Here is a 22,078-nt window from a genome sequence, read left to right as displayed (position 1 = left end):
TTCAAAAAAGAGGGACCCCCGGAGGGGGAGGACTCCGGGGGTCGGGGGTTTGCCATGGAGGAGCGGTTTGGGGAAGGGAAACTTATTTAATCCTGAACGTCACCTCTATCCTTTCCAAAGTCCAGAGGCTCTTCCTCATAGGAGGCGTCAGAGCCCGAGCAACCGGGATCGGACCAGGACTTTTGCGATGAACCCATCTCCGGCTCAGGAGAGGTAATACTGCTTTGGCCACATCCCACTACAAATAGAACGACAAAGGCGCTCAAGGCGAGTAGTGAGGCAAACTTGGTGATCCGCTCGGCCAGCTTTCTTGCGTTCTTGTTCATCTTTGACCTCCCTATTTGGCAGCAACTGGCCCTTCTAAATGCAGGGAGGGTGCCACAAGTGGCGACACTGTCTAAATTAATTTTCTATCAAAATCCAGACTTGTTATCCTTAATAATGACAAGGTGTTAGGAAACTTGTTCATCTTGATAGATGCAGGAGTCCTTAGAATTCCAGTCTGGGCGTATCCCCGACTTTGGGGTCATTGCCCCATGCGCTTTAAGGAAGTGAGGCGCTATCTTGAATAAATTAAAGAAGATATGGAGATTGGTCGAAATAGATCCCTCTGGGGCATTAAGCCCGCAGAGGGACCTATTGACCTGCAGAACTCGAGAAGATCAGAGGTGGGATGACACTTGTCTCCGCCATGATATGAAAAGCTCCCGGAATCGCGTGATAGCTGGTGCGTTTCTTGCGATTCCGGGAGCGGTGATACCTTGGCCAGCCATCTGGTTGATTGGCTTACCAGCCGGCGCGACCAAAGTACATTGCCATCAGCAGACCCAGTAGGATCGTGACATCAATCTGTAGAAACATGGTCAAACCTCCCTCCTCAATTCTCGTTTACCGCTTCGCTTCACCGGACCTGAGTCCGGTAAGTGAGAGGAGTTCTCGACCCGAACCCACTCTCGATCTAATAGAATTGCAGAATGCATGCCGGAATTGCAATTTGCATGATGGATAATAAATATTCAGATCCTGTTGTCCTATAACAAGTTATGAATATGTCTCGATTGAGCGGAATTCTGGAAGGATGAATGGACTGTCTCTATTTATTTACGTATTTTGGGAATATTCTCTAACGTGCTAAATAATAACACATTACAAGTTGTCACCCGTAATACTCTCTTTGTCGTCTCTTTTTGACGGCCTCTTCGCTAGAAGGACATAAAAACTCCCGAAATCGACTTGGCTTTGTGACCGTTCTCGACTCCGGGAGTTATTTTACCTTGACCAGCCTTGGCATCGGCGACTTAGGAAGTCCATCCCGCGCGACCGAAGTAGATAGCTGTCAGAAGGCTGATGAGGATCGGGACATCAATGTGAAATAACATGGTTAAATCTCCTTTTTGATCTGAGTTCTTCTCCGCCATTCCGGATTCGAGTCCGGGTGATGTGAGGAGTTCTTAACCTGAACCCGCTCTCGATTTAATAGAAATGCAGAATGCATGCCAGAATTGCATAATGCATTGCGATTCGCAAAATAGCTGTATCGCCCTGATATTCAATACATTAGGGGAGGATGAAATTATTGGTTCAATTTTGGAAAATAATGATGGTGTCTCTATATATAGACACTATTTCCTTGTAGCCCCATAACGACTTATATCCCAAGATGTTTTCAGTTGACATATAATCAAGTTGTTGGAAATTTACTGTGGCGGCAGCGTTGACGCCAAGAAATGACGAATGCATCCGGCTAACGTATTCTATATCAGCCTATTAGACTTATCTTTGTTGAACGGGCTTGAGAGTCGCTTCCGATCTATAGAAAATGTTGTCACATATCAATGACAGTTACACATCCGGATCTATCGTGGGCGGTTTATCTTTAGCTTTCTAATTCGATTATGCAGATGTTGCCGTGTGCATCGGAGATGACGGGCGCAATTCGAGATGTTCCATTCGACCTTTGAGAGTTCATCTTCCAGGATACCTCTTTCTGCGCTCTCTAGTTTCTCGCGCAGGGTCTCTCCTTGATAATCCCCCACGGTACTCGCCAGGGACCCCTTCAGTTCGGGGAAAAGGTGGGGGCCGAGGGGACTACCAGGATCCGCCAGCAAAGCAGCCCTCTCGAGCTTATTCTCCAATTCCCGCACGTTGCCCGGCCAGGCGTAGGAATAGAGCAGCCGATAAGTTTCCGGCGGAATCGGACCGATTTGCCGCTTCATCGATATGGACAATCTCTGATGGATATTTTCACAAAGGAGTCGAAGATCCTCTCCCCTTTCGCGAAGCGGGGGAACGGTCAACTTGATAACATTAAGACGGTAATAGAGATCTTCTCTGAACTTTCCTTGCGCTACCATATCCTCCAAATTGCGATGCGTTGCATAGAGTAGACGAGTATCAACCTTCCGCGGGCGCTGCTCCTCCCCGAGACGTGTAATAACACCGTCCTGCAGCGCCCGCAGCAATGCCGCCTGTATGCTCAATGGCAGTTCGCCGATTTCATCAAGAAACAGGCTTCCCTGATTTGCCAATTCGAACAACCCCGCCTTATCTTCAATCGCTCCTGTAAAAGAACCTCTGCGATGACCAAAGAGAGTGCTCCACATTAGGGTGTCACTCATGGCGCCGCAGTTCGCCGGAACAAATGGTCCGCCGGCCCTGGATCCATGGTAATGAAGCGCCTTTGCAATAAGTTCCTTACCGGTCCCCGTGTCACCAATGATTAAGACGGGGGTCGAAACCTCTAAAACACGCTCCATAACATGGAATAATTGTTTCATCGGAGCACTCTGCCCGATGATATTGTCAAAGGTACAGATTTGCTCGACTTCGCGACGGAGTACCGAATTCTCAAGTGCGAGTGAATCGCGCTGGGTTGCCGTCTGGCTGTGGAGCCTTGCATTTTCAATGGCAATGGTTGCCTGTGAAGCAAAGGATTTCAGCAGTGACAAGTCCTCATTTTTTTCGAGCTGGCCGGGCAGTTGACTATCGAGATAAAGGACTCCCACTGTCCCATGCGGTCCGACCAGGGGCACACAAATGACAGTTTCGAGTGATAAACGCGAGATACTCTCACCCGGCTTGTAGTCAATCCTTCCGCCCTTCTGGAGATTGTCTTCCCAAACAGGGCGGCTTGTATCGAAGGCTTGAGTGGCCAGAGAATGAGAAATTTGGACTCCGTCCGACGTCAAGTTTTTGTGGTTCCTATCGCGGCCCGCTACAAATTCCAACCGGCCGTCGGAATTGGCTAACAGCAATATACCTTGTTGGCAATTCGATATCTCTAGAACGGCATCCAGTATCTGATCGAGCAGCGGTGTGAGTTCCAAAACTTGTGAGATGCGGCCGGTAATAGAGAGAAGCTTTTCCAGTCTTTTTTCTCGAGAAGAAGATCCCGCTTCAGTTGATTCGGTTTGTTTAACATTTAAATCGTGGGATGCATGACGGATTTCAGTTGGGGATGGATCGGTAAGCCACTCCCTTTCGAGGCGACTCGTTCCTTCCTTGGGGGCGGGATTCTTCTTTTCCAGAGGGCGTTCATTTTCCTTCATTGGGTCCCGAATGGGTTCTGGCATCGGTCCTGAATTGGGCCGTTGATCTCCCATAAATTCCTCCCCGCCCAGTGCCCGCGTTCAGGCACGCGCCTCTTTTCAAAAAGGGATCTGATATGCGAATGACTGCACAGATATCTTATGAAATTTGGGGGAATCTGTCAATAGATTGTGACAGATTTGTCAGCAATGAAGTGGATACACAATGAAGTGGATATTCAAGTGGTTTGGGTATCGTGGGCCGCGTAGTTACCCCAATTTCCCTCAATAATATCGGATATTACATGGCTAATCGGTGAATCTGTACTTGATGATCGTCCAGAATGCCACGAATCCATCCCTCCAGCCGATTTTCTTTCCATCGGAATACCCCCTGCCATGATAGGAAATCGGCGTTTCATAGATTCTGCATCCCAGCCGGCTCACTTTTGCCGTTACCTCCGGCTCAAAGCCAAAACGGTTCGATCTGAGGGTCAGGCTCTTCAATATTTCGGTTCGGAAGGCTTTATAACATGTCTCCATGTCGCTAAGATTGATGTTCGTCATCATATTGCTGAAGAGTGTCAGGAGTTGATTGCCCACCCAGTGCCAGAAAAGATGCACACGGTGGGGGCCTCCAAGAAAGCGAGAGCCGTAAACGACATCCGCCAGCCCATCGACGATCGGGCGGATGAGATTCGGGAATTCCTCCGGGCAGTACTCCAAATCAGCATCCTGAATGACAATGATATCACCCGTGCAATGGGGTATGGCGGTTCGGATAGCGGCGCCTTTGCCCTGATTGACATCATGGCGAAAGAGGCGAATTTCCGGATCATTCAGCGATTCAACAAGATCCACGGTGCCATCGACCGACGCATCATCCACAACAAGGATCTCCTTTGGGATGGGAACGGCCTTCACGCGGCTGAGAATCTCTTCGATTGTTGATTCTTCGTTGTACGCCGGCATGATGACGGAGAGCTTAATAGGCCATTCCCTATCGGGTTCTAAGCCCAGCGCTCGTGGCTCGGTCATCGCATCACCTCTTTGTAGATGTCCAGGATTCTATCCACCATCTGGTCGAGTGAGAAATGGAGGGACAGATACTGGCGACCCTTCTCCCCCATCTTCCGCAGATGATTCCTATCCCAAGGTATTCTGGCCAATGCCCGGCCCAACGAAGATGCGTCACCAGGGGCCGCGAGCCATCCCCACTCTCCCTCTCTGATGAGATCCGGCAACCCTCCGACACGCGTCGCCAAAAGCGGTCTCCCCCAGCCCAAGGCCTCGAGTGCCGCATACGGTAGACCTTCCCAGATTGAGGGGAGCGCCACAAGATCCCAGCCTGAAATGTATCGGCCTATCGAGTCCAAGAATCCAATGAATCGAACACGTGATGTGAGATCCAGACTTTGCGTTACGGCTCGTAGCTCCTTCTCGAGGGGGCCGGTTCCGGCGATTTCGAGATGAAAGGGTCGGGAATGCTCAGAAAGGGCCTGCAGGAGATGAAGGAGTCCCTTCTCCTCGGAGAGGCGTCCCAGATAGCCGATACAAAGAGGCGCTCTTTCGTTCCCGGGGCTGCAAACAGGCTTTGAAAGGCATCTTTTCAATGGAAACTCATCCCGCGCAACCCCGTTGGGGATATGGAAGACCCGGTTCGCTTTCTCTCCCCGGAATGCGGCCAGGTAGTCCCTATCCGTCCTGCAGACAGTGATGATCGCGTCAATCCAGGATCCGCCGACAATCTCCCTTATCCCCTCTCGCGAATCCGGAGGATCCGCCCCGGCTCTTCTCGAGCCCAGCCCATGCCGTGTCTCTACGACGGCGCTGACGCCTGCGGCCCGAGCTGCAAGAGCCGGCAGGCGACCCGAATGCACATGAACCAGTGAGGGCGGAAGCCTCCTCAGCGTTTCTCTGAGGCGGAAAAGGTAATCCAAAGGAATTCTGGAGCGTCGGATGATCTCGAGGGGGATCTTTTGCTCCCGCACCCGCACCGCCGTCACCCCCTCATGAGACAGGATGATCTTAACGGGATAACCCCGCTGAAGGAGATTGGTTGAAAGGTCGAGGAGATGCCGTTCCGTCCCCCCCCAGTCGGCCCCATGCGCGATCTGGATAAATGTCCCGTGCTCGGGCATTAGGGAATGTTCCCGAAGGGATGGGGGGTGAAGGTCAGGAAAAAGATGATCAACGCCAGAAAGCCCATCCAGATTCGGCTCTGTCCCAATTCTTCAGTATCGGCAACGGGAGGATGCCGCAGGCCGATAAAAAAGACCAGGATCACGACAAACCACCACCCAGAGAAAAACCAGGCGGTGATGGCGAGACCTAGCAAAGTGAGCCAGGATATCTTGTGACTGAGCTTGGGAGTCATGGCATGGATCACATGCCCTCCATCAAGCTGACCTGCGGGCAGCAGATTGAGCGATGTCACGAAGAAACCGGCCCACCCGGCGAAGGCCATAGGATGAAGCACGACGTCCGCATCGGCGGGCAATGGTCCCAAGGCCAGATGACTTAACCATTGAAAAAGTAAGGGTTCGCCGAGAGTGAGAACCCCATCAGGAAGACCGCCGGTTCCCCGCACTTCCGACAATTGCAATCCAAAATAGGTGACCGGCAAGGTTATGAGGAGCCCGGCCAAAGGGCCGGCGATTCCGATATCAAAGAGAGCTTTCCGTCCTGTAATCTGTTTCATTCGGATCACAGCGCCCATCGTACCGAAAATACTAAGCGGAAAAGGTATAAAATAGGGCAATGTCGCTGGAACCCGGTAACGACGGCACATGAGATAATGCCCCATTTCATGACAGAGGAGAATGACGACTAATGGTATGCCATAGAGCAAGCCCATCCCCCAATTGGGTGGCCATCCGGCGACAACAAATGTCGCAGAGACAAGCGTGACGATGAAAAGACCAAGATGCAGCCAATACCGGTTCCGCATGTGGGGTTGCGGCGGCGCGGCTACAAAGAAGGGATCCCGGCCATCGCTCGGCCACTGTGGGTATTGAGAACTCATCGATCCGTAATACCTCTCCTGCTCCAATGATCACAGCATCTGCCGCAGAACCAAGACCGGCCGTCGTTCTTGAGCTGACTTTATCAGAGGAACGGGGCGACTCCCAACGGAAGTTGCGGCCCATCAAACTCTGTTGGATACTCCGAACATCGGTCGGAGCAGGCCGTCGAATGCCGCATTATAACCTTGGTGACGAGGGAAAGAATGGCAATTTTAGAATGCCGTGAAATAACGAAAAGATTCGGATCTTATGCGGCTGTCGATCACCTGACATTTCGAGTTCGCCCCGGTACTATCTTCGGCTTGCTGGGGCCGAATGGTTCGGGAAAGACCACCACGATCAGGATGATTCTGAGGATTCTATTGCCGGATCAAGGAACGATATGCGTCTTCGGTTCTTCATTGAATGAAAATAGCAAACTCCGTATTGGTTATCTGCCCGAAGAACGCGGTTTGTATAAGGATATGAAAATCCTTGACCATCTTGTGTTTCTTGCCCGGCTGAGAGGTTTGACTTCGAATGAGGCGACGCGCCGTTCATTAAAGTGGCTTGAACGATTCAATATCGGCGACTGGTCGCAACGGAAGGTTGAAGAGCTTTCAAAGGGAATGCAGCAAAAAGTTCAGTTTATCGGCACGCTGCTTCACGACCCGGAACTTATCATTCTTGATGAACCTTTTTCCGGCCTCGATCCCGTTGCCAGCCAGCTCCTGAAAGATATCATGCTGGAGCTTCAGCGCCAAGGCCGCACCGTTGTCTTCTCGACACATCAGATGGAGCAGGTCGAACGAAGTTGCGACGAAATTCTTCTTATACATAAAGGCAAGGCGGTTCTCTACGGGCCTCTAAACGATGTCCGGGCCCGCTACGGCTCGCCTACCGTCAAGGTGGAATATGACGGAGATATCACAACGATCCTTCCATGGGATGGGATATTGAGCATCGATGATCAGGGCCGCTACGCGGAAATAATGCTCAAAGAAAATGTGCGGCCCGGCGAACTTCTCCGTAGACTTGTGAATCATGTTGACATTCGGCGTTTTGAGACTTCTGAGGCCAGCCTTGATGATATTTTTATTCGACAAGTAAAGGATATTGACGCCATGATGACAAAGGTGGAATGATGCGCCAGATCTGGATCATTCTTCTCCGTGAATACCTAAGTCGCGTACGGAAACGATTATTCCTCATCGGGACTATTCTTGGCCCGGTTCTCATGTCCGGCTTCATGATTATTCCCCTTTTGCTTGCCGGCTCTGAAATACAAACGCCCTTGAGAATCACCGTTGTGGATCCTTCGAGAGTGTTATACCCGATGCTCTATGAAGCGCTGAATGACACCCTCAACGATGGGGGCCGGCGTTTCGAGCTGGACAGGGCTATAAATAGGGATGCTTCGGTTGATTCCCTTTCACCATACCTCACCTACGCCCTGGAGGAAGATTTAACAGATATCTGCCTGGTGCTGCCGCTGAATCTCTACGACGGCGGTTATGGAAAAATCTACAGCCGGAAAGTCGGCGATTTTGATATCATCAGCAGGCTGAGCAATGAGATCACCGAAGTTATAGTTCATTCCCGTCTGGAAGAACACGGATTTGATTCACAAGAAATAGGTGAATTGACGCGGCCGATTGAGTTGAAAACTTATAAAATTGAGAAAGGTGGCGCTAGAGAGGGCGGTTTCATGCAGGATTTCATGGGCAGTTGGATCTTTGTTATGATCCTCTATAGCACCATTCTTCTTTATGGAAACACAATTCAAAGAAGCATTATTGAAGAAAAGGGGTCGCGGATCATTGAGGTGATGCTTTCGACAACAACAGCGTATCGGATGATGTGGGGGAAAATTCTCGGCGTTGGTCTCGTTGGGATGACTCAGTACGCGATTTGGGGGATCTTCGGCGTCATCATTTCAACTTATGCCGGAGGACGAACCGGGGTCTGGGCCGAAATGGGCCAGGTTCCGGTTTCAACATTCATTTACTTTATTCTATTTTTTGTATTGGGGTATTTCCTATACTCATGTTTGGCCGCAGCCATTGGAGCAATGGTCAATTCTGATCATGAAGCCCAGCAGCTTCAGTGGCCGATTGTACTTCTTCTTGTGACGCCTGTTATGATCGGCACCGTTGTCGCTAAAGACCCCTCCAGCAATGTGGCGACGGTCACCTCGCTCATCCCCTTCTTTACTCCTCTTCTCATGTTTATGCGGGTGAATCTTTACACACCGCCCGCGCATGAGGTTGTTCTTTCTATTATATTGACCGTGGCCACCATAGTGATTCTCGTTTCGTTCACAGCTCGCATTTATCGTGTCGGTATTCTCATGTACGGCAAGCGACCGACGTTGAGAGAGTTGGCGAGATGGACTCGGCAAGAGTAATCCTTCGACCATAGCAAAACCCCGGACACCGTTTCACCGGCGCCCGGGGTCTCACATTCATCACCGACAATACTTATGTATGCTTGTTAACCTCTTGCGCCTCCGCCACAGCAACGGTCGTCATATGGAGAATATCCTGCGTCTCCGATTGCGGCTGCAGCATCTGCAGGGGTTTGCTTGGTCCTACAATGATGGGACCGACTGTTTCGGCCCCGGTCAAACTGTGGATCAGCTTATACGATATGTTCGCGGAATTCAAATCCGGGAAAACGAAGACATTGGGTTGGCTCCCGACAAGGCGGCTGAAGGGATACAAGCGCTCGAGTTTGTCGGGCATCAGGGCCAGGTCGGCCTGAATCTCACCATCAACAATCAAATTCGGATTCCGCTCATTCAGAATCTCGACGGCTCTCCGAACCTTTTCTGTGGTCGGATGGCGCGAGTTTCCAAAGTTGGAGAAAGACAGCATCGCCACGATCGGCTCCTCATTAAATTCCTTCGCCACCGAGGCGGCCAACAAGGCGATATCAGCCAATTCTTCCGCTGTCGGATCCACCGTCATAACTGTGTCGGCGAAAAAGGCGACCCGATCCTTCGTCATGACCAGCTGAACCCCTGCAACCTTTTTCACGCCGGTCCGGAGGGGGATGATCTCAAGTGCAGGGCATAGTGTACTTTCCAGATTGCCGCTGATCCCGACCACGATGCCATCCGCGTCGCCTTCTTGGACCATCATGGTCCCGAAGATGATGGGATTCAGCATCTGCCGGTCGGCGCCGGCCGTACTCATACCCTTCCTCTGTCGCGCCTTCAGATAAGCCTTCGCGTATTGGCTCTTCCGCATATCCTTCCTGGGATCGACGATTTCCCAACGATCCTCTGTGATACCCAATTCTCTTGCCGTATCAGTAATCATCCGGCGTGAACCAATCAGGACCGGCTTGACCATTCCCTCTTCCAACATCTGATGGGCGGCGCGAATGATTGTCGGATTTGTGCCCTCAGGATAGACAATCCGTCGGGGATCCCGCTTCGCCTTGACGACCACTTTCTGCATAACCTGCCACCGGCGGCCGAGTTTTCTTTCTAGTTTGTACTTGTACTCATCGAGATCGAGCTGTTTTTGGGCGACGCCGGTCTCCATCGCCGCCTTGGCGACAGCGGAGGCTTCCCACAGGAGGACTCTATAGTCAAATGGAGTTGGGATGATGTAGTCTGGACCGAATTGGAAAGTACGGCTCTGATAGGCGCGGCACACCTGCTCGGGAACATCTTCTTTTGCCAGATTCGCCAAGGCGTGGCATGCGGCCACTTTCATCTCCTCATTGATCGACCGGGCATAGCAATCCAGGGCGCCGCGGAAGACAAAGGGGAATCCCAACACATTATTGACCTGATTCGGATAGTCACTGCGGCCGGTCGCCATAATAATGTCAGGCCTGGCGTTCTTGGCATCAGGATATGTGATTTCTGGATCCGGATTCGCCATAGCAAATACAATCGGTTTGGCGGCCATCGACTGGATCATTTTGGGCGACACAAGATCTTTAACGCTAAGACCGAGAAAGACATCGGCATCCTTCATGGCGCCCGCAAGATCTTTGGGCCCCGAGCCTGAAACCGCGAAAGCGGCTTTGTATGGGTTCATTCCCTCAGCACGTTCCTTGGTAACCACACCCTTGGAATCGACGAGTGTGATATTTTCCCGTTTGACGCCGAGACGAATATAGAGATTGGCGCAGGCGATGGCGGCGGCGCCGGCCCCGGAGACGACGAGCCGAACCTTGGAAATATCTTTCCCGGCCAATTCAAGGGCATTAAGCAAGCCGGCGCCGGAGATGATCGCGGTACCATGCTGATCATCATGGAAGACGGGGATATCCATCTCTTTCTTCAGTGTTTCCTCAATGTAAAAACACTCAGGGGCTTTTATATCCTCGAGATTGATTCCGCCGAATGTCGGCTCGAGAAGTTTGCAGACCTTGATAATCTCATCGGGATTCTCGGTATTCACTTCGAGATCAAAGACGTCGATATCGGCAAATCTCTTGAATAGAACGCCCTTCCCTTCCATGACCGGCTTTCCGGCCAGGGCGCCGATATTTCCCAATCCCAAAACAGCCGTACCGTTGCTGACGACGGCGACGAGATTGGCGCGGCTTGTATATTTATACGCCAAGGCCGGATCCTTCTCGATTTCAAGACAGGGCACGGCGACGCCGGGGGTATAAGCTAAAGACAAGTCCCACTGGGTCAGGCAAGGTTTTGTTGATGTGACTTCAATCTTTCCCGGCACAGGAAAGGCATGATATTTCAAGGCTGCATCACGCATCGATTTGCTCATTATTCAACCTCCTCCCTTTCGGGAGCCGCAGGCTTTCCAGCGTACAAAATATTGTGGACAGCTAGCTGTCTGGGTTCTTCAAACAACGCGATCCCTTTGATGGGTTGAACTGGAGATGGGGATGTCATGATGAAGCGCAAGCCAATAGATCGCTTGCGTGGCTCAGTCCCCTCCCGACACATTGGACCCAAGCGAACCTCCGGGGTCCCACAGCCTCCCTCCCGAGCACTGAACGATGGGCCGTCCAATCCAGGGGTCGATGACTTTCAAACCCATCCTTGGCATTTATAGCATGATAAGACGGAACGGGCTAGATGATTTCGCATAAATTCCATTTGATTTCCGACAAATTCATTCAACTCCAATTATTCAAAGGTGTTCCCGGAATAAGCCGGCTGTAAGAGAGTACCCTTTCAGAAGATTCACTTAATCAGAAATTGAAATATCCTGTAAATCGAAAATCGCTGGAGCGGACATGCGCCTCGGTGCTGTCCTCTGGACGCTGCTCCCGGCAGGGTATATCTTTGTTCTATTGTCCCGGGGAAACAGGGACCTAAGCATTAACCAGACCAGGGTTTGGAGATTGGATATGTCGACATTTCATAAGGCTCTCAAGATGGTCATTTGCCGACTCATTTCTGGCGTTTTTTTCTTCTTGATTTTGGTGGGACTCGGCGATGCCGCGATTCAAGCGGCTGGAATACCGGTGGGGATTATCGCCGCCGGCGATTCACTTTGGATTATAGAGCCCGACCGGCCGGAAATTCTCCCGCCCCGCCCCGGCATCCCTATTGGAGCTGAGGTTCGGGATATGGCCTCGCAGACAATAGTTCGCCATCCCGACTATTTTCGCGATGTCCGCGTCGGTGTGGCTACAGACAAGGGTCTGATGCTCTGGACTCCGAAAATAATGGAACCGGTTTGGCAGTTCAAAGATGATATTTTGGCGGTGGCGGCAAATGATAGCGCTTGGGTCGTGGTCAAACGCAAATCCGGAGGTGCATCACCCCCGGTCTCCCAGCTCCTTAGCGCAAAAACATCTCAGTTGAGTGAAATGCTGCTGGATGAGACATGGGTGGCCGGACGCGAATTTTCCGCGGATTCGCCGCACCTCTTCATGGGAATGATGCAGGGGACATGGTTTCGCGAAATCGACCCGAATGTTAAGTCATGGACACATCTAACTAAGGACGACCTCCTACCGATGGCCATGGTCACCAATTTGATCGGGAATGATGTCTACCTTTTCACAATGCCTCCCTATGGCGGCGAGTCGATGCTACACTTACCGGCCGTACCCGGCGGTATAGATGATGTTCTGGTCAACCGAAATTCAGTCCTCTTCATGAAACAGGCTGTTTGTGTTTTGGATCAGGCCAAACCAATGAGTCCCTCGATTCAGGTTCTCGGACTTGGTGATGCGGGAAATGGCCTATTGAAGACAAATGTCCTATCAGAAATCCGGGGCTCGTGTACAACCGGACCCCAAGGAAGGGCATATGAATGGCTTTTAGCATCAGATGATAAGCTCACTGTACTCGAAGTCCCCACGCCGCGTACGTGGCAGAAGACGCCGCCAAAGGCAGGTATCATGGCCACTCGCAAGCTTCCGGGGATATTTTCTGCACTCTGTACGAATGGGAAGGGATGGGCGGCCATTGCCTATTGGGTTGATGATTCGTACACAGTTATAGATATTTTTGATCCTAGTGATGAGACTTTAACGACTCTCTCGACCAGCATTGTTTGGGGCAAAGTTAAAGCAATGGTGCTCGTGCACACCGACGCAACTTTGACCGTGGAAGAATACGCGACGCATTAAACCATTTTTCCAGATGGGAGCGCGAGATGACAAACCGAGATGGTATCCTGCAGGCTCTACAAGGCGTCAAGTTTCCCGAAAGCGAAACAGACATTGTAACCATGGGATGTGTCAAAGAGATAAAATCGCTTGAGGGCGGCTTTACAATTATCCTGGATTTCGTGACCGGAAAACCGGATACCACCTCTGTACTGGAAGAAAGAATCCGCAAGGTATTGGATCCACTCGATTTCTCTTATGATCTTAAATTCAATGTTGTTGAGATGGCGCCGCCGCCCGGCGGAGCGAAAACAGCCCCAGCCTCCCCGCCGGTTACGAACGAGGATCTTCTCGAGAAAATCCCCATGAAACTTGCCGTAGCCAGCGCGAAGGGCGGTGTCGGGAAAAGCACCATCAGCGTTAATCTCGCCTTGGCCCTCGCCCGGTTGGGCTTGAAAGTCGGCCTGCTCGATGCTGATATCCACGGGCCCAGTATCCCCATGATGCTGGGGATCCAGGGACAATATCCCAAAATGGACGGGGATCGCTTGGTTCCCCTGGATGTCTATGGCATCAAAGCCATGTCTATCGGGCTCCTTTTGGATCCTGACGCCGCCGTGATCTGGCGCGGACCCATGATGGGCAAGGCCCTTGAGCAGCTCATGACCGATGTTAATTGGACCGGTGTCGATCTCTTGCTCCTCGATCTCCCCCCGGGTACTGGAGATATTCAGATTACTCTTACGCAAAAGACGAAACTGAATGGCGGAATCGTTATATCAACCCCCCAGGATGTTGCCCTCGCCGATGCGATCCGGGGAATTACCATGTTCCGGAAGGTTGAGGTTCCTGTCCTTGGGCTTGTCGAAAATATGAGTACTTTCATCTGTCCTCATTGCCTCAAGGAAACCCCCATTTTCGGCTCCGGCGGCGGCAGGCGGGAGGCGGAACGATTGGGTGTGCCCCTCCTTGCCCAGATTCCGATTGATCCCCGGATTGTCGAAGGTGGGGACACCGGACATCCGCTCGTTGTCAGTTATCCCGATTCCCCAACCGCAAGAGTCTTCGGGGCCTTGGCCCAGATGACACTGGAAATACTCTCATCCGGATTAAAAGATCGGAAAACCCTCAGCTGAAATAGGCCATATCGCACTTTCGGCCCGGTCCCTCATGGGACCGGCGCCGAAACAAATACGACTCCAGTTCTAATGAAACAAGTCCTTTAAACCGATAGGATTATCGGGGCACTCCTTGAATCAGGAGATTATTAAAACGCAGCCTGGGCCATGTGCATAGAGGATGGAAGACAGAATGAATGCAAATCCAATCAACGCATCCAAGAATAAGAATATCCAACCGCCGCCTTATTATATTCTTTCTGTAGCATGTCCTCTCTGTGGCAAATCATCAGAACAAATCCTGGTTCGACCGCGGCGCGTTCGACGGGCAAAAATAGAAAATGATCTTTTTCAGTGGGTCCCCATTTGGACAGGAACAAAGAATTCTGATCAGTTTCCCAATGTGCGGCCGTTCGATCTGGGAGTGCTTCATTGCCCTGCCTGCGGGTTTACAGAAACCCAACAGACATTCCGTTCATTAGACAAGGTCAAGTATCCAAATGCTCGAACGCTAAAACAGATCCTTGTTTTAAAAAAGCTGATTCAACGAGACGGCCCCCTTCGCGCCTTGGTCAAGGGTATTAACCCCATCGATCCGACCCTTTATTCAGCTTTTATGATTCAGGTTGCGGCATTGGCCATTCAGATGCTGCCGCATCCGGAGATTCGTGATTTTACACGGATTGGGAATTGCGCGGTGCGCATCGCTCGCTTTCATCTCGATCGTCTTCATTATGGGGGGCCCTGCTGGGAAACACCGGAAAGTGTCGCATTGCCGGCCGTATCACCGTTGGCTTCGGCCTTCGAGAAGATCCTAGAAGATTTGAAGCCCATCAAGGAAGCCTGGTCATTGATACCCCAGAGCTATAATGAGGCCCTGAAGATCGCCATCGATGCTTTCGGTGTCGCCCTCGACCGGGGATTTCCGGGCGAAACGTCACTCAAGCGAATTGAACTCTCAAATCAGAGGGCTCACTTGGTTGGTGAAACTGGAGATCATTTGAAAGCTCAATCTCTCCTCGAAGATTTGGTGATTCAGATCGATGAACTCAAGGAGAATTGGGAAAGCGAGACCGGCCATCCTAAAGAGACGATGGATGATTTGGATCATACATGGAGTCTCCAGGATCAATTACTGAAGTTGGATCATTTCAGGAAGGTCACAACAGAATTGCTAAAGATTCTCGGCAAAAGGCTCTCTGAAGCCGCTTGAGCCAATGCAAAATTTCCGCCGCGGGATGACGCCCCTTGCCTTTGCACCGGACACACCTCAACATACTTTCCATGCATGAGGAAAACCACCGCCTGGAGCGTATGACATCCGATCCCCTATTGGATCTTACAAAACACCAGCCACCCTTTTCCTGGTCTCTGCTCTTCTCAAATGAGAATCCTGTGGAGATGGAGATCGGATCGGGCAAGGGCCGTTTTGTTCTGGAGGCGTCGATGCGATGGCCCCAAACAAATTTTCTGGGCGTAGAGATCGCGAACCGCTATTTCCAAAGCTCGATGAAGAGAATCGCCAAAAGAGGTATAAAAAATGCCCTTTTTGTCAGAACAGATGCTCGAAATCTTCTGACACGGTGGATTCCAAGCCAGACTCTCCAGCGGATACATATCTATTTCCCTGATCCGTGGCCCAAGAGACGACAACAGAAGCGAAGGATGCTCAATCCGCCTTTTCCGGAGTGGGCTGCAAGAGTCCTGATACCGGGTGGTGAGATTCTGATCGGATCCGATCACGAGGGATATGTGGAGCGGATTCAGGAGGTCATGGGAACAGAACCCACGTTTGAGCGACGCTTTTGGAATCCACTGGAAGAGAACTGGATCCTTACCAACTATGCCGTGAAATGGGCGGCGCAGGGGCGGCGTCTCTATTGGTTCCGTTACCGGCTGAATGTGGTAGATTAACCGGTTAGGCGGTCCAGTTGAGGTTCACCGTGAAAACAGGGATAGATCCATAAGGTGTTATATGAGAGCTAGTTGGGATGAATACTTCATGCGGATTGCGATACAGGTTGCCACCCGGGCGACCTGTGATCGGAACCGGGTCGGCGCCGTGATCGTCCGGGATCGGATGATTCTCTCGACCGGATACAATGGGAGCATTCGCGGTCTCCCCCACTGCGACGAGGAGGGTCACATGATGGAGAATGGTCATTGCGTAGCCACCGTGCATGCAGAGGCTAATGCCATCATCCAAGCAGCTCGAAACGGCATACGGATAGATGGGGGGGACATCTACACGACTGCCAGCCCCTGCTGGAATTGCTTCAAACTGATCGCCAATGCCGGCATTCGCCGCATCTGTTTCGGCAAATTCTACCGGGAAGAGAAAATCTTTGATGTCAGCCAGCGGGCCGGGATTGAGTTGATTGACCTCTCAAATGTCATAATTCTTGCTCAAGGGAAGCAGCGGGAGGACAGCGGAGACTCCAGGACACCCCCTGAAACGCCGACAGTTTAAAGCGTAGGCCCTATGGGGATGGTATCGAGGCGAGTTGGAAAGGAGAAGGAGTTATGTTGGAGAATTGGGCGCGGCTCGAGGATGATGATGACGATGATGACGACGAGGAAATGGAAGAAGAAGAAGGCAAGGAATCTGAAGCGTCAGGTGAGGAAAGCCGGATGATTGAGCGCTTTCTCAAGACCAGGACTATCCTAGCCTGTGAGCCGATTAGCGATAAACTGGCCCGCCGGATGTACCAGGGCCTGCTCCTACTCGAGGATGCTGATCCCGATAAGGTGATCACCATAATTGTGAACTCGCCGGGAGGGGACGCCGATTCCGGTTTCGGCATTATGGATATGATTCGCTTTGTGAAATGTCCGATCCGGACGCTGGTCGCTGGTCTGTGCGCAAGTGCCGGCGTTCTGGTGGCGCTTGCCGCGGATAAAGACCAGCGGTTCTCACTCCCCAATTCCCGATTCTTATTGCACCAGCCGATGACGGCAACTTTTGGGCAGGCTTCTGATTTAGAGATCGCTTCGATGGAGATCCTCAAGCTTCGGGATGCCTATAATCAGGTCGTTGTTGAGGTGACGGGGAAAGATCTCGCGCAGGTCACACGGGACGCCGATCGTGATTTCTGGATGTCAGCCCAAGAGGCTCTGGAGTATGGACTTCTCACACGTGTGATCACGAGTCGGCAGGAATTGGAATAATTTCAGGATTTTCAAAAGAGATAGACAGCAAAGAGGCCCGGTCAATGCCGGGCCTCTTTGTAAGGTGCGGTGGAGCCAAGGGGGGTCGAACCCCTGACCTCATGACTGCCAGTCATGCGCTCTCCCAACTGAGCTATGGCCCCAACAGATCGCAACACTACGGTGTCGGGATGCCCCTGTCAAGTGGGCCTCCCCATGCGAGATCCAGGGTCTGGAAAAGAAGTTCGGTGGTTGATCTTCCTGCCATCCTGGTCCATGATATGCAGCTGAGATGCCGGAGTGGCGGAATGGCAGACGCGCACGACTCAAAATCGTGTGGGTACCCCCCGTGAGGGTTCAAGTCCCTCCTCCGGCACAGTCTCCCTGCCTTTGTCCCGCCTCCTATTCCTGATACACCGCCTTGATGCGCCCCCAGGTCGTTATCCCACTCGCGGATCCGGTGGCTGTCGGCGGATAGCAGCCGACGGGCAAGGCGCCGATAAGGTCGCATTCCTCATTTGGAGGTGAGAAAGGCGCGCAGTGTGAATCGGCGCGGATATGGAGGTCGGCTATCTCAGGATCGCAGAAGATGGGATCAGAAGAAATATTCCCATTAATGCCATATTGCCAGGCTATCCCGCCAACCCAATCGCCTCCCTCATTCCCGTAGATGTCGCAGCAGTTGAGCGTCGCGGTTCCCTCCCCGGTAACGGCCGTGCCCATTCTATTGAAGGCGATGATCGTATTGTCCAAGTATGCTTGTTGCTCCTCGAAGAAGAGAACGGCGCCGGGCGCTTCATTATCCCAAAAGGTACAATTTGTGAATCTCATATCTGAGCTCTTTGTCATGGAAATCATGCCCCAAGATTCATTGGAATTCCCCAGAAACAGACACCCCTCAAAGCTCGTATGGATCATCCCATGACCGTCCAAGGCGCTACTTTGATGCGCCTCGTTCTGCAAAAATGTACAGTCGACAAAATGTCCTCCACCGCCGTAAATAAAACCGGCGGCCCCTCCGATCTCAGCGATATTTTCTTCGAATAGACAGCGAGTAAAGCTGGGGTCCGCGGCATGGCCATAGACGCCGCCACCACTTGTGCTGGTGTTTCCTATGAACTCACAGTCATTGAAAGTTCCATTGGCTCCACGAATATAGACCCCACCACCCCTAATGCCCTGATTTTGCGTAAAGAGACACTCCGTGAAGACCGGATGGCTTTGGCTCTCACAAAATACCGCGCTATTCTGATTTTCAGTGAAAATGCAGAAATTGATGCTGGGTGTGGCGCCGTCGGCGCACTTGATGCCACCACCCTCGTCATCTAAGGCGCCCCAGCCGTTTCTTATGGTAATACCTGATAGGACAGCGCTCAAATCTTCCGCAAAGAATAGACACCCGCAGTGTGGTTCGGTTTCGGTGCTTTCACAGTCCAGAATACAAGATTCGGCGCTCCCGGATTGCGAAGCGACTGTGATACCTTTTCCGAGATAGACGATATCCCGATTCCCTTCCCCCATAAAAATGCCATCCGTCAGGAATATCGTATCCTCATCCGCGGCAGCATCGATGGCTTCTTGGATTGTGGCATAATCACCCAGTCCATCCGGGCTGATAGTGTAGATAGTCGCCGAGACCGGAAAAGTCATGGCAAAAATCAAAAGAGCGACACAGATAGTGTGCACCACCTGAACTTTCATACAGATGCCTCCCCCCTATTATTTCTTGCGACGCTTCCAGACCCTTTCTAACACGCACGTCATCCGCAGTGAGCATATTTTACCATACAGAACAGCACCAGGCCAGGACATCCAAAAAATGACCGGGATCCTCAATGAAGAGGATCCCGGTCCAATAGAACCATATATGCATGACGCGCCGATTATTTGATGAGGAGCACCCGCCGCGTTTCACTCCTATCATTCCATCGCAATTGATAGAAATAAACGCCATTTGCGACCGGCTTCCCCGTTTGATCTGTGCCGTCCCAGGAGACATGATAAATGCCTGCAGAACGTTTGGAATTGATCAGTGTCCGGACCAGACGCCCAGAGGGACCATAGATGCTCAGGACCATCTGATGCAGGCCGGCGCCATCCGGCAATGAGTAGGTGATCTCTGTAAGAGTGCCGAAGGGATTGGGCGCGCAGGGGGACAAGGTGAGTCTATTGGGAAGTGAGATCGGCTCAACATCGGCCCCTGCGCCGCATGAAGAGCATCCCACATCATAAGCCCCGATCTGCATCCCGCACGGGCTTTGGCCCGATGCGCAAGGGGAATCAGCGCACTGTTGAAAATCCCCGCCGGCCATATCGCAGAAGAGGGGTTCCAGGGCGATATTGTTGTTTGTTCCGATCCAGGAACCCGCAGCACCGGGACCGCCGGCATTGCTAAAAATATCGCAACAGCTGAAGGTGGGAACAGAACCTGTATCTGCACAGTGCACAGCATTTCCGGCCGTTCCCAATGCAATGATTGTGTTGGTGATGACCGGTGACGAGGATGTCAAAAGGTGGATGCCGCCGCCGTCGGATACTGCGGAATTTTGCAAAAATGTGCAGTAGCTGATATCAGGAGAGGAGCTCCGGCATTCGAGAGCGCCGCCTTTGCCGTCTGTGGAGTTCCCGTCAAAGACACAATAATTTAATGATGCATCTGAGTTTCTAATGCGAAGCGCTCCACCGCTGTTGGTAGCGGAATTCTGCGTGAAGCGGCAGTTATTGAATGTCGGATTGGCGCCGTTGTTAACATATACAGCCCCGCCCCAAGAACTCGTGTTATTCGAGAAAACACACCCCGACAAAACAGGTGTGGCGATACCATCAATGCTGACCCCGCCGCCCCCGCTGCCATCATATCCGTTTGTGATTGTTATATTTTCAATAACGCATTCGGAATCCTCACCCATACTGAGGACAAGACCCCGATGCGGGTTTTCCACGGTGCCTTCGCAATCGATGATACAAGCCGCGGGGTCTCCACTCTGGGACCGGATCGTAAGGCTCTTCCCGGCAAGGACAATATCTCTGTTTCCGTCGCCGGAATAGACGCCGTCCGCGAGCTCAATAATGCAGCCGCCGTAGAGATCGGAAACAGCTTCCTGGATTGTCGGATAGTCACCGAGACCATCGGCCGAAAGTGTCACAGATATGGGTTCAGGAGAGATATTCCGGATAATTCTTTCACCTCCGGTTGCGCCGAAGATATCATCAACCGTGTACCAGGCGGTATGTTCATCCCCCCACCCGTAATTGATATGATACTGACTGAAACCAAGCTCATCCAACCAGCCATCGCAAACGACGGCATGGCCGCTCGTCCCTGAATTGAAGCTATAGAGCATGGGCCGCCCGTTGTTGATCTCATACTTAATCATTTCAAACCAGGCTTCCGCTGTGTAAGATCCCCGATATTGCTGATTGATTGAATTATCATAGAGAAAGTAGCCCGGCATAATCGTGATGGCTTCACTCGTATAGGCTCCGGATCCGCAATTCCCAAAGTTCATATTAAAAGCGACAGCGACTTCGTAGCAAAGCTCGGCCAAGGCATCTTGGGCTATCTCCCCGCAGATGGGAAAACAACCATTGGGCATATTCTCCCATGCATACGGATCAGAGAAGTCCGCATAGAGCGTTTCACCGGGTGTTGATCCACCACAGGATGTATCACCGGGCCAATAGTAGGAGTGATCGCCGATACCGGAAGGAGGCCATTCAAAATATTTCATAACTTGGGAGACTGCAGTGGAGACACATCCAACAATACATCGCCCGCCGTCACCATCAGGACACAAGTTATTATAGGGTGATCCCTGATGCCAAACCGTTGATAGCAGCGGACCCACTGTGCTTCTTGAACTGGAGCCATCTGTGGCCAAAGTATTGAGAAAGAGCGCCGGATCTGCTGAGCATTGAGCCCACCGCTCCTTCTGCGCGGGATTAAAAACGATATCCCCCGAAAGCGGCTGAATCGCTTCGAGATTTCCATATTTATCAGAAAATGTCTTTGTGTAAATGTGAAGACGCTCTTTTAGGAGTTGAGGGAATCCAACCGTCTGATGCACGTCAAAATGGCTGTCCATGGAATAAGCTTTGATCGGCATCATTTCTTTGAGAATTGGAACAATGATATAGCCCATAGGTGCGATTGAGTAACAGCGGGCCAGCACCACTCCATCAACGACAATATCCTGAGCATCCACGATACCCGGATTTTCGGAACCCGCCCAGCTTCCATTCTGTTCAACCATGAAGGATAGCCAATTATGGCAGACCCTCTCCATCTCAAACGGTGTGGCTGTTTCGGCCCTCAACCCGATGGGACCTGCTGCCAGAATTCCCAAGGCCAAAGAAACCATCATGGCTATTATCGTGGCGACACGCATATTCTTCCTCCTCGATTCGAATGTGGGCACCCCCCAAAATGGCGATGCTATTTCATTCCACAATAATATTTTAGCAGCAACTAATCTGATTGTCGAGGTAACACAATGAGTCCAGCGGGTGTATACAATCATAACCAATTATTAATAATGTCGTTATAGTAGGTTGTGCTTCTGAAATTGCATCTGAGGGGGTCAAGCGCCCGGCGGTCCCTACGGCCGCCAGGCGCTTTTCATGCTCGCCGCGGCTCTAATAGGCGTATTTCAGCTCATGAAGGCGGTTCTTCGGGATGCAGCGGGTCTCAATCGTGCGGTTGTAATATTGTTTGAGCCTGCGCGGTAAG

The 22,078-nt window shown here is 51.6% G+C and carries 17 protein-coding genes and 2 tRNA genes; 10 read left to right on the top strand and 9 right to left on the bottom strand.

Annotated elements, in window-relative coordinates; genetic code table 11:
* Positions 1-86: 86 nt before the first annotated feature.
* From KJ970_19750 to KJ970_19730, 5 genes are all read right to left on the bottom strand, one after another.
* On the bottom strand, positions 87-326 hold the full coding sequence (locus KJ970_19750) for a hypothetical protein (GenBank protein MBU2693156.1): 240 nt from the start codon (positions 324-326) through the stop codon (positions 87-89).
* A gap of 1,530 nt (positions 327-1,856) precedes the next feature.
* Complete coding sequence (locus KJ970_19745; GenBank protein MBU2693155.1) at positions 1,857-3,548, bottom strand: sigma 54-interacting transcriptional regulator; 1,692 nt, start codon at positions 3,546-3,548, stop codon at positions 1,857-1,859.
* A gap of 288 nt (positions 3,549-3,836) precedes the next feature.
* Positions 3,837-4,517 carry a glycosyltransferase family 2 protein gene (locus KJ970_19740; protein MBU2693154.1) on the bottom strand — a complete coding sequence of 227 codons (681 nt, stop codon included), beginning with the start codon at positions 4,515-4,517 and terminating at the stop codon, positions 3,837-3,839.
* 44 nt (positions 4,518-4,561) lie between these two features.
* Positions 4,562-5,668, bottom strand: a complete 1,107-nt coding sequence (locus KJ970_19735; GenBank protein MBU2693153.1) for a glycosyltransferase family 4 protein — start codon at positions 5,666-5,668, stop codon at positions 4,562-4,564.
* Entirely contained in the window at positions 5,668-6,552 is an 885-nt protein-coding gene (locus KJ970_19730; GenBank protein MBU2693152.1) for a site-2 protease family protein, read from the bottom strand. The genes KJ970_19735 and KJ970_19730 overlap by 1 nt, the downstream gene beginning before the upstream one ends.
* Before the next feature lie 204 nt (positions 6,553-6,756).
* Here KJ970_19730 and KJ970_19725 point away from each other — a divergent pair, with 204 nt between their 5' ends.
* Positions 6,757-7,677, top strand: a complete 921-nt coding sequence (locus tag KJ970_19725) for an ATP-binding cassette domain-containing protein (protein MBU2693151.1) — start codon at positions 6,757-6,759, stop codon at positions 7,675-7,677.
* The gene (locus KJ970_19720) at positions 7,674-8,939 is read left to right on the top strand and encodes an ABC transporter permease (protein MBU2693150.1); all 1,266 of its coding nucleotides are present in this window, start codon (positions 7,674-7,676) and stop codon (positions 8,937-8,939) included. Before KJ970_19725 ends, KJ970_19720 begins: the two co-directional genes overlap by 4 nt.
* Positions 8,940-9,012: 73 nt before the next feature.
* On the opposite strand, the gene KJ970_19715 is transcribed toward KJ970_19720, so the two are convergent.
* Positions 9,013-11,283 carry an NADP-dependent malic enzyme gene (locus KJ970_19715; GenBank protein ID MBU2693149.1) on the bottom strand — a complete coding sequence of 757 codons (2,271 nt, stop codon included), beginning with the start codon at positions 11,281-11,283 and terminating at the stop codon, positions 9,013-9,015.
* A gap of 589 nt (positions 11,284-11,872) precedes the next feature.
* Between KJ970_19715 and KJ970_19710 the strand changes: the two genes are divergently transcribed.
* The 6 genes from KJ970_19710 to KJ970_19685 all read left to right on the top strand — a co-directional run bounded on the left by KJ970_19710 (position 11,873) and on the right by KJ970_19685 (position 17,370).
* On the top strand, positions 11,873-13,105 hold the full coding sequence (locus KJ970_19710) for a hypothetical protein (GenBank protein MBU2693148.1): 1,233 nt from the start codon (positions 11,873-11,875) through the stop codon (positions 13,103-13,105).
* A 26-nt stretch (positions 13,106-13,131) separates the two neighbouring features.
* Positions 13,132-14,220, top strand: coding sequence for an Mrp/NBP35 family ATP-binding protein (locus tag KJ970_19705; protein ID MBU2693147.1), 1,089 nt, complete (start codon positions 13,132-13,134; stop codon positions 14,218-14,220).
* 175 nt (positions 14,221-14,395) lie between these two features.
* Positions 14,396-15,415: a DUF2225 domain-containing protein gene (locus KJ970_19700; GenBank protein MBU2693146.1), complete on the top strand. Its 1,020-nt coding sequence runs from the start codon at positions 14,396-14,398 to the stop codon at positions 15,413-15,415.
* 71 nt (positions 15,416-15,486) lie between these two features.
* Entirely contained in the window at positions 15,487-16,116 is a 630-nt protein-coding gene (trmB, locus tag KJ970_19695; GenBank protein MBU2693145.1) for a tRNA (guanosine(46)-N7)-methyltransferase TrmB, read from the top strand.
* A 61-nt stretch (positions 16,117-16,177) separates the two neighbouring features.
* Positions 16,178-16,672 carry a dCMP deaminase family protein gene (locus KJ970_19690; protein MBU2693144.1) on the top strand — a complete coding sequence of 165 codons (495 nt, stop codon included), beginning with the start codon at positions 16,178-16,180 and terminating at the stop codon, positions 16,670-16,672.
* A 110-nt stretch (positions 16,673-16,782) separates the two neighbouring features.
* Positions 16,783-17,370 (top strand): ATP-dependent Clp protease proteolytic subunit, encoded by a 588-nt coding sequence (locus KJ970_19685; protein MBU2693143.1) that lies wholly within the window; start codon positions 16,783-16,785, stop codon positions 17,368-17,370.
* A gap of 70 nt (positions 17,371-17,440) precedes the next feature.
* On the opposite strand, the gene KJ970_19680 is transcribed toward KJ970_19685, so the two are convergent.
* Positions 17,441-17,513, bottom strand: a tRNA-Ala gene (locus tag KJ970_19680).
* Between the two features lie 130 nt (positions 17,514-17,643).
* On the opposite strand from KJ970_19680, the gene KJ970_19675 reads away from it, so the two are divergent.
* Positions 17,644-17,725: transfer RNA gene (locus KJ970_19675), tRNA-Leu, on the top strand.
* Positions 17,726-17,751: 26 nt separating this feature from the next.
* Here the strand turns inward: KJ970_19675 and KJ970_19670 are convergent.
* Together KJ970_19670 and KJ970_19665 are read right to left on the bottom strand one after the other, a co-directional pair.
* On the bottom strand, positions 17,752-19,050 hold the full coding sequence (locus KJ970_19670) for a right-handed parallel beta-helix repeat-containing protein (GenBank protein ID MBU2693142.1): 1,299 nt from the start codon (positions 19,048-19,050) through the stop codon (positions 17,752-17,754).
* Between the two features lie 182 nt (positions 19,051-19,232).
* Complete coding sequence (locus KJ970_19665) at positions 19,233-21,602, bottom strand: C10 family peptidase (GenBank protein ID MBU2693141.1); 2,370 nt, start codon at positions 21,600-21,602, stop codon at positions 19,233-19,235.
* Here KJ970_19665 and KJ970_19660 point away from each other — a divergent pair.
* Positions 21,601-21,846, top strand: coding sequence for a hypothetical protein (locus KJ970_19660; protein ID MBU2693140.1), 246 nt, complete (start codon positions 21,601-21,603; stop codon positions 21,844-21,846). The genes KJ970_19665 and KJ970_19660 overlap by 2 nt on opposite strands.
* The last annotated feature ends 232 nt before the right edge of the window (positions 21,847-22,078 follow it).

It is taken from the genome of Candidatus Eisenbacteria bacterium (genome assembly GCA_018831195.1).
In the GTDB taxonomy this organism is placed as follows: Bacteria; Eisenbacteria; RBG-16-71-46; order CAIMUX01; family JAHJDP01; genus JAHJDP01.
This window is presented reverse-complemented; position numbering and strand designations above follow the sequence as displayed.